The organism is Weissella viridescens (assembly GCF_003862435.1).
GTDB lineage: Bacteria > Bacillota > Bacilli > Lactobacillales > Lactobacillaceae > Weissella > Weissella viridescens_A.
This window is the reverse complement of sequence record NZ_RHGY01000004.1, coordinates 39,968-52,394: the sequence shown is the minus strand read 5'-3', so window position 1 is coordinate 52,394 and position 12,427 is coordinate 39,968. Positions and strand designations below refer to the sequence as shown.

The window sequence follows — 12,427 nt, the reverse complement described above, 5'->3', positions numbered from 1 at the left end:
AAAACAGAAGCAGTGGAGGTTTTTATGTCATTAGGTGGTTTAGCGTGGCTCATCGTAGCTATCGCCATTTTATTATTACTTGGTTCAATCAGTTTGTTGGTTTACCGGATTACACGTCCATTAAAAAACGTACTCGTTGATGTAGATATTATTGCGCGTGAAGCTGATGAGTTGCTTGCTAATGCTAATGCATTGATTGATGATGTAAATGGTAAGGTTGAAACATTGGACCCTGCCGTTCAGGCCGTAGCTGACTTAGGTGTTTCAGTTTCTGATTTGAATTCAGCAACGAAGAACCTAACAGGAAAAGCACGTTCAAAGAACATGGCTAAGGGTGCAACGGCATTCTCAACGGTTAATGGTTTACGTAAGGGACGCAAGTCAGCTAAGAAGACAGAAGCTTAAGCGAGGGAGAACTCATGGGAAATAAATTCATTAAAACAATCGCTGTTGGTGGTGCAATCGCTGCGGGTGGTTATGCCATTTATAAGCGACTTGATCAAAAACAACAAGTTGAGATTCAAAATGAAGTTGGTAAGTTGACTGATGAAGCTAAAGTTCGTTTGGTTGATGCACAATATGCCATCAATGATCTGATTGCAAAGGCTGGATTAGATGAACAAGCCGCTGCGTTGAAGCAAAAAGCAGCTGCTACATCTGATCAAGTAAAGAAAAGTTCAAGCGAACTTTGGCAAAAGACGCAAGACAAGGTTGGAGATGCACGTGAAGCAGCCCAAGCTAAAAAAGACGAAGCTGAAGAGACAATTGTGCTAAATTTAGATAATTTGGATGCGATTCAAGCAGATGCTACTGAAAATGAAACGATTCTAAATGAATTGGATCATGCGACTGGCGAGAATGTTGCTGATGATTTGGCAACCATTGAAGCGCAAGTAAAGGCTATTACTGACGATGAAGTTGGTTTAGCCGAATCTGGTAAGCAAGCTCTTTCTGCAGCCAAGAAAACGGGACTAGCTGACTCTGGAAAGTCTGGTTTAGCTGGAAGTGTTTCTAAGTAATTAAAAATGTGAAGCCCCAAGTGATTGGGGCTTTTTTTGTGCGATATTTTTCTTAAATATCTAAAATTCAATTGACTTTTTTGCCAAACATTTATATGATTTGACTATCGAATGTTTTGACGTTCGAAATAAAATGAAAAAAGGAGTGACACAAATGGTTGCCTTAAGTACGACAGAAGTGATGGCATTGATTCCAAATCGTTATCCTATTCTTTATGTGGATTATGTTGATGAAATGGTGCCTGATGAGAGCTTAGTTGCAACAAAAAATGTAACAATTAATGAACCATATTTCCAAGGTCATTTTCCAGGTAACCCCGTGGTGCCAGGTGTTTACATTATTGAAGCAATGGCACAAGCAGCTTCAATCTTGATCTTGTCATCCCCTAAGTTTGTCGGTAAGACGGCATATATGACTGGGGTTGATAAGGCTCGTTTTAAGCGCATGATTACCCCAGGTGACGTGATGAAGATGCATGTTCAATTTGGTAATTTACGTGAAAATATGGGAACTGTTAAAGTTCAGACCTATGTTGATGATCAATTAGCAACAAAAGCTGAACTCATGTTTGTTGTCTCAAATGATGAGCAAGCAAATTAAAAAATGGAGAAATAGTGATGGTTGCGAGTGATGACACTTTTGAAGAAATTAACGATGCCCTTGTTGATGTTTTCAATAAGGTTGGCTGGATTGAAGAAGCATCGCTGCATGAATCAATTTTTAAAGATATCTCTTTAAAAGAAATGCATATAATCGCGGCTATTTCAATGTATGATGAACCGAGTGCATCGGAAGTGGCAAAGGAAGTTCACCTAACACCAAGTTCAATGACAACTGCCATTGATAAGTTGGTTAAAAAAGGTTATGTGGAACGCCGACGTTCACAAACAGATCGACGGATGGTTCGGTTGGGATTGACCCATCGCGGACGCGTTGTCTACCGAGCGCATCAATCGTTTCATCGTCATTTAACGCATTATTTGGTTGATTCTTTAAATGTGTCAGATATGCAGGTAGTTGAAGATGCCGTTTTACATCTTCAAGAATATTTGAATAATCTAAATCAATCTATTAAGTAAAGCTGGTGTAATGGAAAAATTTTCGATTTTATCAACGGCTTTGGCCGTACCTACTAATCACATTACAAATGATGATCTGTCACAAATGATGGAAACTTCAGATGAATGGATTAAAAGTCGAACTGGGATTCGACAACGTCATATTTCACAAGGTCAAACGACGACTGATTTAGCCTTTGCCGTTGCCCAAAAGTTATTGGCAAAGGCGCACATGGCCGCATCAGAATTAGATTTCATTATTGTTGCGACGATGTCACCCGACGCATTAGCACCAACGGTTTCAACTCAAGTTCAAGGATTATTGCGTGCAAACAATGCCTTTGGGATTGATATTAATGTTGCCTGCACAGGGTTTGTGAGTGCGTTAAGTTTAGCTGCTAAGCTCATCGAAACGCGCTACCAACACGGGTTAGTCATTGGCGCAGAAACACTAAGTCGTTTAGTTGACTGGGATGATCGTGCGACTGCCGTTCTCTTTGGGGATGGCGCAGCCGGCGTCTTAGTTGGTAAAACGGATGCAAATGTTGGTTTGATTGGCGAAGGATTCAAGTCGTATGGCGAACAAGGCGCAGCATTAACAGCGGGGCAATTGAAGCAACAAACTGTCTTTAATCCCACTGATGTTCAAACCGATTTGTCATTTCATATGGATGGACGTGCCGTTTATCAATTTGCGACACGCCGAGTCCCAGAATTAATATTACGAGTGCTAGCGGAAAATGATCTAAATGTTGATGATGTAGATTTATTTATTCTCCATCAAGCCAATGCGCGGATTATTCAAAGCATTGCACACCATTTGGATCAACCGTTGGACAAGTTTCCGATTAATGTCGAAGCATATGGAAATACCAGTGCCGCTAGTGTGCCTATTCTACTAGCAGAGTTACAAGAAGAAGGGCAACTACAGCCTGGCCAAAAAATAATGTTGGCAGGATTTGGGGCAGGTTTAACAACCGGTACCACATTAATCCAAATTTAAGTTATAATTATAGTATTGCATTTGTGCAAAAAAATTCTAAGTCGTATAACGACTAACACGAAATCAGAGGAGATTATTATCATGACTAACGAAGAAATTTTTAACAAGGTACAAGCTATTTTGATGGACCAATTCGATTTGGACCAAGACGATGTTAAGTTGACAACAAACTTTGAGGACGATATCGAAGCTGATTCATTGGATTTGTTTGAAGTATTGAACAACGTTGAAGAAGAATTTGATATCGAATTGGAAGTTGCTGAAGATATCAAGACTGTTCAAGATCTTGTTAACAAGATTCAAGCACAAGTAGACGCAAAATAAGAACGTAAATAAGGAGCTCACATGAACGTACAGTTAGATAACCCAATTTTTGAAAAGTTGGGGATGACCTATCCGATTATTCAAGGTGGTATGGCTTGGGCAGGGACTGGTCAATTAGCTGGTTCCGTTTCGGAAGCTGGTGGCCTTGGTATTATCGGGACTGGTTATTGGCATGCAGATCAAGTCCGAACGGAAATTCAACGTGCACGTGAAATTACAGATAAGCCTTTTGGTGTGAATGTGATGCTAATGTCACGTCACATTCGAGAAGTTTTTGATGTCATTATTGAAGAAGGTGTGAAGGTCGTCGCAACTGGTGCGGGTGATCCAGCACCTTTTCTTGATGAACTACACGAACACGGCATTATTGTGATTCCCGTGGTCCCTTCTGTTGGATTAGCAAAGATGATGGAAAAGAAGGGTGTTGACGCTGTCGTGGCTGAAGGTGCTGAATCAGGAGGCCACATTGGTTCTCTTTCAACAATGACTTTGGTGCCACAAGTGGTCGATGCTGTTGATATTCCAGTCATTGCTGCTGGAGGAATTGCTGATGGTCGTGGAGCAGCTGCAGCGATCATGCTTGGTGCTAGCGGTGTTCAGATGGGAACCCGTTTCCTAGCGTCTGATGAATCTGAAATTCACCAAAACTTTAAAGACGCTGTGGTGAAGGCACGTGATATTGGAACAGTCGTGACTGGTGAATTAATGGGTAATCGTGCCCGTGTGCTTAAGACACCAATGGCTAAACAATACATTAAAAATGAACGTGTTGAAGTAACCAAGCCAAAGCCTGATGCCGATGCCATTGAGGAACTTGAAAACGGTTCATTAAAGCGTGCCGTGGTTGATGGTGACAAGAGCACTGGAGCCTTTATGGCTGGTGAAGCAGCTGGTATGGTGAAGGATATTAAGCCAGTTGCTGACATTTTGTCAGACACATGGTCACAAGCATCCGAACTATTGAATCAAACTTGGAGGACCAAGTAATGCGAATTGGTTTATTGCTAAGCGGGCAAGGCGCACAAAAAGCCGGTATGGGACGTGATCTCTACGAGCAAAATGCGGCTTATCGTGCTGTGGTTGATCAAGCTAGTGAGTTGATTGGATATGATTTTCAACATGAAATCCTTGAAAATGACGAAAAGCTTGCTCAAACCCAGTATGCTCAAATGGCGATTTATACGATGTCGATGGGAATCTATGCTGCACTAGAAGATCAAATTAAAGATCAAGTTGTGGGTGCAGTGGGATTGAGTTTAGGTGAATATACTGCCCTAGCAATTGCAGGTGTGTTGACTTTTGAACAAGGCTTCAAAATTTTGCAGGATCGTGGTCGCTTCATGCAAGTGGCGAGTGATGCAACTGATAGCAAGATGTTGGTTATTTTGGATAATGACCAGGATCGTATTTTAAGTTTAATTCACCAAGCGCAATTGGCAGGAGCAACACTATATCCAGCTAACTTCAATACACCAAAGCAACTTGTCATTGCTGGCTTAGCAGCAGACATTGATCAGTTCGCTGATAGTCTAAAGCAAGACGGTATTAAAGTTGTGCCACTAGCAGTGAGCGGTGCTTTCCATACACCATTTATGGATAGTGCTGCCGCTGAACTGACACCACGTTTAGCTAATGAAACCATGGCGTCTATGAACGTACCAGTTTATTCAAATACAACTGGGACGGTTTTTGATGACGTCAAAGCAACATTAACAACACAAATTGTCAGTCCAACACATTTTTCTGATGCACTTTTGGCGATGCAAGCACAAGGGTTGGATGCAACATTGGAATTAGGACCAGATAAGACTTTGACAAAGTTCGCAAAGCAAATTTTGGATAAGGATGTGGCCCGCTATACAATCAATGATTTAGCATCACTCCAAACAGTGACAGATGAAATTGTAGGTGAGGGGAAATAATGGATTTAAAGAATAAGAATGTCTTAATCACAGGCTCAACGCGTGGGATTGGGTTAGCCATTGCAAAACGGTTTAGCCAACTTGGCGCAAAGGTGATTTTACACGGTCGTTCACAACCAAGTGAGGCTGTGTTAGATGAGTTTCCTGAAGGTACCCCAGTTATTTTGGGTGATATTGCCGATGCCGACACAATTCAACCGGTCATTCAAGCACTGATTGAAGAAGTTGGTCAAATTGATGTGCTAGTGAATAATGCTGGAATTGTCAAAGATACATTAGCGATTCGCATGTCTTCAGCTGATTTTGCCCAAGTGGTGGACACGAATTTAACTGGAACATTTAATGTGACGCAACCAGTCTTTAAGCACATGCTTAAAAAGCGAACTGGGGCGATTATTAATTTGTCTTCAATCGTGGGGCTCCATGGCAATATGGGACAAGCCAATTATGCGGCTTCAAAGGCTGGTATTATTGGTTTAACAAAGTCGTTGGCTAAAGAAGGTGCGTCACGTGGTATTCGTGTGAACGCCATTGCGCCTGGGATGATTGATTCTGATATGACGAGTCAATTAAGTGAAAAGGTTCAAGCCAACATTAAGGATGCGATTCCATTGAAGCGTCTTGGAGACGCTGATGAAATTGCGCAAACGGCACAATTTTTGATCGAAAACGACTATGTTACAGGTGAAACAATCACTGTTGATGGTGGTTTATCACTTTAGTCTGAAACAATTGAGGTATAGAAAATGACAAGAGTTGTAATAACTGGATTAGGTGCGATTACACCAATTGGGAATACAGCTGAAACATACTTGGATAATTTGATGGACGGACAAATCGGAATCGGTGAGATTACGAAGTTCGATGCCAGCGATACCGGTATTTCAGTTGCCGGACAAGTCAAAGACTTTGATCCAGCCGAACGCATTGGAAAGCGTGAAGCCCGTAAAATGGATTTGTTTTCACAATACGGCGTTCATGCAGCCGGTGAAGCGCTTGAACAAGCGGGCATTAATGATGAAAACACTGATCCAAATAAGATGGGTGTCATTCTTGGTAACGGAATTGGTGGTTTAATTACTATTCAAGAACAAGTTATCAAAATGCATGACAAGGGCCCACGTCGTGTTAGCCCAATGTTCGTGCCAATGGCTATTCCAAACATGTTGTCTGGAAATGTGTCGATGCGTTACGGGGCAAAGAATATCAATTATGTACTTTCAACGGCCTGTGCATCAGCAACCAATGCCATTGGTGAATCATATTTGCGGATCAAGCATGGTATGGCAGATGTCATGATTACTGGTGGATCTGAAGCCACTGTCGAGAAGATGGGGATTTCAGGTTTCGCAGCCTTAACGGCATTATCAACGAACACTGACCCTATGCATGCATCATTGCCTTTTGATGAGGACCGTAATGGGTTCGTAATGGGTGAAGGTTCAGGGATTTTGATTTTGGAATCTCTAGAACACGCACAAGCACGTGGTGCAAAGATTCTTGGTGAAGTTGTTGGTTATGGTGCAAACTCAGATGCTTACCATTTGACTGCACCAACACCAGACGGTTCTGGACCTGCTGGTTCAATGAAGTTAGCCTTGGAAGATGCTGGTGTAACACCTGACCAAATCGATTATTTGAACGCCCATGGAACTGCAACGCCTACAAATGATTCAGCTGAAGCTAACGCTATTACAAGCGTCTTCGGTGAACAGGGTGTGGATGTTTCTTCAACGAAGGGAATGACGGGACACCTATTAGGTGCCGCCGGTGCCGTTGAAGCCATTGCAGCCATTGGGGCACTACTCCGCGATGAGATGCCAGCGAATATTGGTATGACACATCAAGGTGAAGACACAGCGAGCGTTAAGTTGGTGAAGCAGGGTGAACAAAAGAAGCCTGTCCACTATACGATGTCAGCTAATTATGGTTTTGGTGGACACAATGCTGCCCTCGTTTTCAAAGAGTGGGGTGAGTAGTTTGGAACTATCATTAGATGAACTAAAAGACTTAATTCAAACCGTTGACGCAAGTTCATTACGTGAATTTTCAGTCAATGAAGGCGATTATAACCTACATTTGAGTAAGAATGAGGCGCCTACTGTTGTGGCGTCAGCTGCAACACCAGCGCCAGCAGCTGTAGAAAATGAAGCGACACCTGTTAATGAAGCGCCTGTTTCAGAACAAACAGGAACGTTTATTACAGCACCATTAGTTGGAACAGTTTACTTGCGTCCAAACCCTGATGCCCAACCATTTGTACAGGTAGGGGATCATGTCAACGTTGGCGACCAAGTTGCTTTGATTGAAGCCATGAAGTTGATGACGCCGATTAAGAGTGATGTTAGTGGAACAGTTAAACAAGTGCTTGTTGCAGATGAAGATATGGTTGATTATGAAATGAACCTATTTGAAATTATACCCGACTAAATAGTAAGGAGGGGGCAGTAACATGGAATTAAATACACAAGAAATTCAAGAAATTTTACCACATCGTTATCCAATGTTATTGGTTGATCGTGTTGAAGAAATCACACCTGGTCAATCAGCAACAGGCATTAAGAATGTCACGATGAATGAAGAAGTTTTCCAAGGGCATTTTCCTGGTAATCCAACATTTCCTGGGGTGATGATGATTGAAGCATTGGCACAAACTGGTGCAATCGCCATTCTGACATTACCTGAATTTAAGGGGAAGACGGTTTACTTGGCAAGTATTCCCAAGGCACGTTTCCGTCAAAAGGTTGAACCTGGGGATCAAATTAAGTTAACTGTTGAGTTGGAAAAATTCCGTGGCAACGTTGGAATGGGGAAAGGGACAGCTTATGTTAATGGTAAGCGTGTCACAACCGCTGAACTAACATTTGCGATTGGAGACTAAGTATGTTTAAAAAGGTTCTAGTTGCTAATCGTGGTGAAATTGCGGTTAGAATTATCCGCACATTACGTGAAATGGGCATTCAATCTGTTGCGGTTTATTCAACTGCAGATAAAGATAGTTTGCATGTGCAATTAGCAGACGAAGCAGTCGCAATTGGTGGTCCCCGTGCCCAAGATAGTTATTTAGATATGAATAATATTTTGAGTGCTGCATTGTTAACGGGGGCGGAAGCTATCCATCCTGGATATGGGTTCCTTTCTGAAAACGATATGTTTGCTGAAATGGTAACTGCTGTTGGCATCAAGTGGATTGGTCCAAGTTCTGAAGTCATTGCATTGATGGGGAATAAGGCCCAAGCCCGTGAAGCGATGCGCAAAGCAGATGTGCCAGTTATTCCTGGTTCAGAAGGCTTTGTTCGTGATATCGAGGCCGTCGAAGCCGTTGCTAATAAAATCGGCTATCCTATTTTACTAAAAGCTGCCGCAGGTGGTGGTGGTAAAGGGATGCGATTTGTTTATCATCAAGATGAACTTGCTACGCAATTCGCTGATGCGCAACATGAAGCCCAAGCTGCATTCGGGGATGACCACCTATACGTTGAAAAAGTGATGACAAATGTCCGCCATATTGAAATGCAGATTCTTCGCGATCAACAAGGAAATATGGTGTACTTACCAGAGCGTAACTGTTCATTACAACGAAAAAATCAGAAGTTGATTGAAGAGACACCAGCGGTTGGTGTTTCGGAACACCAACGAGCTGAACTTGGTGCAATTTCAAAGCGTGCAGTTGATGCCATCGGCTATGAAAATACCGGAACGATTGAGTTTTTGCAAGATGAAGCGGGTCATTTTTACTTTATGGAAATGAACACGCGCATTCAAGTGGAACATCCAGTAACTGAAATGTTGGTTAATATTGATTTAGTCCGGATGCAAATTTTAATTGCAGCTGGCGAATCCCTTCAGGTTAAACAAGCAGACTTACGCATGCAAGGGCATGTGATTGAAGCGCGTTTGAATGCTGAAGTGCCTGAAACTGGCTTTTTGCCAAGTACAGGAACCATTGACCATCTCTTCTGGCCGAATGGTGGTTTAGGGAGTCGTATTGATACGGGAATCTATGAACACGATCAAATTAAGCCATACTACGATGCGATGATTGGTAAAGTGATTGCACAAGATGACAATCGAACTTTAGCCATTCAAAAGTTACGTCGTTTATTATCAGAAACGCAAATTGATGGCGTGCAAACAAACCGTAGTTTCCAACTCGATTTGTTGCATGACGCACATTTTGTTTCAGGTGATTTTAACACGACATATATTGAAGATGTCTTTTTGCCAAATTGGCAAAAGCAGCTTGAGGAGGGTGACGATGGGAGCGGTACATCAATTTAAAAATGAACCTTCAGATGCAGCTAAAAGAGTACCAGATGGTCTTTTTGTTGATTGCCCATACTGCCATACGCATTTCTATGAAAAGCAGCTTGGTAAGTATAAGGTGTGCCCCAACTGTGGTTATGGGTTCCGTTTAACGGCTCAGGAACGTTTGGCACAGGTCTTAGATGCGGATTCTTTCGTCGAAACAAATGCGGAATTGTCCCTACAAAACCCTGATTTTCCGGGGTATGCAGATAAGTTGCATAAAGCACAACGGACAACGCATTTACGTGATGCCGTGATGACCGGAACTGGGACGATTAAAGATCAACCTGTCGCACTGGGCATTATGGACAGTCATTTTGTGATGGGGTCTTTGGGCACCATTGTTGGTGAAAAAATTACGCGTTTATTTGAATTAGCGTTACAAGAAAAGTTACCTGTGGTTTTGTTTACCGCATCTGGTGGTGCACGAATGCAAGAAGGGATTCAATCTCTGATGCAAATGGCTAAGATTTCAGGTGTATTGGCGCGGTTCCAACAAGCGGGTCTATTTTACCTAGTTGTTTTGACTGATCCAACCACTGGTGGTGTGACGGCATCATTTGCGATGGATGGAGATGTGACATTAGCCGAACCGCATGCTTTAATTGGTTTTGCTGGTCGGCGTGTCATTGAGCAGACATTGCATGAGAAATTACCAGAAGACTTTCAACGTGCTGAGTCATTAAAGCAACAAGGCTTTGTGGATGAAATTGTAAAACGTGAAAACTTAGCTGATACCATTGCTAAGTTGGTTCGATTGCATCGCAGAAATGAGGCATAACATGAGTTTGTTTAAACATGATTTAGATCCAGCTGAAGTCGTAGCTAAGTCACGTGAGGATCGTTATTCCGCAAATTATATTATTCAATCATTATTTTCGGACTTTTTTGAGATGCACGGAGATCGCCTACAAGGTGATGATCCCAGTATCGTCAGTGGAGTAGCGATGCTAAACGAGCAACCTGTTACGATTATTGCGATCGATAAGGGAATTACCTTAGATGAAAAAATTGCTAAGCGTAATGGGTCACCGACCCCAAGTGGTTATCGTAAAGCGCAGCGGATGATGCATCATGCAGAAAAATTCCGCCAACCCATTATTACCTTCATTAATACACCGGGAGCTTATCCTGGTAAAGAAGCTGAGGAAAATGGGCAAGGCGAAGCGATTGCACAATCTATTCTCACGAGCATGAAGGTCACCGTACCGATTATTGCAATTATTTATGGTGAAGGTGGTTCAGGTGGTGCTTTGGCTTTAGCTACGGCTGATGAGGTTTGGATGTTTGAAAATGCCACATATTCTGTGCTGTCACCAGAAGGGTTTGCTTCTATCCTTTGGAAGGATGGTAAGCGTTCTGATGAGGCCGCACGGCTTATGGGCTTAACAGCTGCTGAATTAGCTGATGAAGGCGTGATTGATTATGTCATTCCAGAAGGCTGGACAAAACGGCGCTTAATGCGCCTCGTTCAAGTTCGTCTGGAGCGTTCAATTGAACGCTTAATGAAATTAGATCCAAATGAACTAGTTTCAAGACGGCAACAACGTTTTCGTAAATTTTAAAAAAAGAGTTAGAACAAATCCTTGCGGAGGCGTTCTAACTCTTTTTTGTTTTAGTCGATAATTTGTAAGTCTTTCGTTGTGTGAGTAAATGAATCTGCGCCGGTTTCAGTTAGGACGACAGAATCTTCAATTCGAATCCCCAAATCACCAGGAATGTAAATTCCAGGTTCAATTGAGAAGGCCATGCCGGGTTCTAGGACCAAATCGTTATTCGGAGCGACTTGAATTGACTCATGCACGGAACTTCCAAGACCGTGTCCAAGGCGATGAACAAAGTATTCACCGTAACCAGCATCGGTAATCACATCGCGGGCAATTTGATCGAGTTCACCTGTTGTCATCCCTGGTTTCACAGCGTCTTGAGCCGTTAATTGGGCTTCAAGGACAACATTGTAAACATCGCGTTGATGCTCTGAGACTGATTGATAAGCGACTGTACGGGTACTATCTGAGACGTAACCATCATAGACAGTCCCGAGATCAAATAGGGCAAGTTCGCCTGGTTGTAACTTTGTTGAGCCGGTAGAACCATGTGGGTTTGCAGCATGTGCGCCAAATTGAACAAGTGTTTCAAATGACATTGCAGGAACACCACGAGCCTTAATGTGATATTCTAACTCTGCCATGACCTCTAGTTCTGTTTTACCGGTCGCCAAGGCATCAAAACCAAATTGGAAAGCACGGTCAGCATCAGCACCGGCTTGATGCATTTTTTCAATTTCAGCCGGAGTCTTAATTAAACGCATCCGTTCAATCAAAGGTGTCAAATCATCCTTAAATTTAACGTTCGGTACAACGCGTTGAATTTGTTGGGAGCGTTCAAGGGTTAGGGTACCCTTTTCAACAGCCCAATTTTCATAATGAGTTGTTTCATCTTTAATATGTCCAGCAATCATGGCAAAAGCATCTTCTGAGTCTTGGTAACCGTAGACAGGGTAGGGCCAACCAGTTGCCTTAACCGTTTCGACTTCAAGCGCTGGAGCGAAAATGAAAGGATCGTTTTGTGGAAATAGCACTAAGGCTAAAATCCGTTCAATTGGATCAGATTCAAAACCAGTTAAGTACGAAATTGAGTGGAAATCTGAAATGTAGGCAACGTCAAGTTGTTGGACATTGAGCCAGTTTTGCAATTCCTTAATATTTTGATACATAGATGAAAACTCCTTTTTTATATGATGTCTATTATTGTACACGTTTTCAGAAACCTTGTGTCATTTTCAAGATAAT

Annotated in this window: 16 protein-coding genes; 15 read left to right on the top strand and 1 reads right to left on the bottom strand. The window is 42.3% G+C overall.

The features are described from left to right. Positions 1-24 precede the first annotated feature (24 nt). The 15 genes from D3P96_RS04700 (at position 25) to accA (ending at position 11,200) form a co-directional block, all read left to right on the top strand. Positions 25-405 carry a DUF948 domain-containing protein gene (locus D3P96_RS04700; RefSeq protein ID WP_124943228.1) on the top strand — a complete coding sequence of 127 codons (381 nt, stop codon included), beginning with the start codon at positions 25-27 and terminating at the stop codon, positions 403-405. Between the two features lie 14 nt (positions 406-419). Further along, positions 420-1,019 carry a hypothetical protein gene (locus D3P96_RS04695; RefSeq protein WP_124943227.1) on the top strand — a complete coding sequence of 200 codons (600 nt, stop codon included), beginning with the start codon at positions 420-422 and terminating at the stop codon, positions 1,017-1,019. A 154-nt stretch (positions 1,020-1,173) separates the two neighbouring features. Further along, positions 1,174-1,620 carry a 3-hydroxyacyl-ACP dehydratase FabZ gene (gene fabZ / locus D3P96_RS04690; RefSeq protein WP_124943226.1) on the top strand — a complete coding sequence of 149 codons (447 nt, stop codon included), beginning with the start codon at positions 1,174-1,176 and terminating at the stop codon, positions 1,618-1,620. A gap of 17 nt (positions 1,621-1,637) precedes the next feature. Further along, positions 1,638-2,099, top strand: a complete 462-nt coding sequence (locus tag D3P96_RS04685) for a MarR family winged helix-turn-helix transcriptional regulator (RefSeq protein WP_124943225.1) — start codon at positions 1,638-1,640, stop codon at positions 2,097-2,099. A 10-nt stretch (positions 2,100-2,109) separates the two neighbouring features. After that, a complete protein-coding gene (locus D3P96_RS04680; RefSeq protein ID WP_124943224.1) occupies positions 2,110-3,081 on the top strand; it encodes a beta-ketoacyl-ACP synthase III in 972 nt (323 codons plus the stop codon). Positions 3,082-3,162: 81 nt separating this feature from the next. Further along, positions 3,163-3,405, top strand: a complete 243-nt coding sequence (locus D3P96_RS04675; protein WP_124943223.1) for an acyl carrier protein — start codon at positions 3,163-3,165, stop codon at positions 3,403-3,405. 21 nt (positions 3,406-3,426) lie between these two features. After that, positions 3,427-4,392, top strand: coding sequence for a DUF561 domain-containing protein (locus D3P96_RS04670; protein ID WP_124943222.1), 966 nt, complete (start codon positions 3,427-3,429; stop codon positions 4,390-4,392). Next, complete coding sequence (locus tag D3P96_RS04665) at positions 4,392-5,327, top strand: ACP S-malonyltransferase (protein WP_124943221.1); 936 nt, start codon at positions 4,392-4,394, stop codon at positions 5,325-5,327. Before D3P96_RS04670 ends, D3P96_RS04665 begins: the two co-directional genes overlap by 1 nt. Continuing rightward, the gene (gene fabG, locus D3P96_RS04660; protein ID WP_124943220.1) at positions 5,327-6,049 is read left to right on the top strand and encodes a 3-oxoacyl-[acyl-carrier-protein] reductase; all 723 of its coding nucleotides are present in this window, start codon (positions 5,327-5,329) and stop codon (positions 6,047-6,049) included. The genes D3P96_RS04665 and fabG overlap by 1 nt, the downstream gene beginning before the upstream one ends. Positions 6,050-6,073: 24 nt before the next feature. After that, positions 6,074-7,306 (top strand): beta-ketoacyl-ACP synthase II, encoded by a 1,233-nt coding sequence (fabF, locus tag D3P96_RS04655; protein ID WP_124943219.1) that lies wholly within the window; start codon positions 6,074-6,076, stop codon positions 7,304-7,306. Next, positions 7,299-7,757, top strand: coding sequence for an acetyl-CoA carboxylase biotin carboxyl carrier protein (gene accB / locus D3P96_RS04650; protein ID WP_432422547.1), 459 nt, complete (start codon positions 7,299-7,301; stop codon positions 7,755-7,757). The genes fabF and accB overlap by 8 nt, the downstream gene beginning before the upstream one ends. Before the next feature lie 22 nt (positions 7,758-7,779). Continuing rightward, entirely contained in the window at positions 7,780-8,208 is a 429-nt protein-coding gene (gene fabZ / locus D3P96_RS04645; protein ID WP_124943217.1) for a 3-hydroxyacyl-ACP dehydratase FabZ, read from the top strand. A 2-nt stretch (positions 8,209-8,210) separates the two neighbouring features. Continuing rightward, positions 8,211-9,608, top strand: coding sequence for an acetyl-CoA carboxylase biotin carboxylase subunit (locus D3P96_RS04640; RefSeq protein WP_124943216.1), 1,398 nt, complete (start codon positions 8,211-8,213; stop codon positions 9,606-9,608). After that, positions 9,586-10,416: an acetyl-CoA carboxylase, carboxyltransferase subunit beta gene (accD, locus tag D3P96_RS04635; RefSeq protein ID WP_124943215.1), complete on the top strand. Its 831-nt coding sequence runs from the start codon at positions 9,586-9,588 to the stop codon at positions 10,414-10,416. Before D3P96_RS04640 ends, accD begins: the two co-directional genes overlap by 23 nt. Before the next feature lies 1 nt (position 10,417). After that, a complete protein-coding gene (gene accA, locus D3P96_RS04630; RefSeq protein ID WP_124943214.1) occupies positions 10,418-11,200 on the top strand; it encodes a carboxyltransferase subunit alpha in 783 nt (260 codons plus the stop codon). A gap of 50 nt (positions 11,201-11,250) precedes the next feature. Here the strand turns inward: accA and D3P96_RS04625 are convergent, their stop codons facing one another. After that, on the bottom strand, positions 11,251-12,351 hold the full coding sequence (locus tag D3P96_RS04625; RefSeq protein ID WP_124943213.1) for a M24 family metallopeptidase: 1,101 nt from the start codon (positions 12,349-12,351) through the stop codon (positions 11,251-11,253). Positions 12,352-12,427 lie beyond the last annotated feature (76 nt).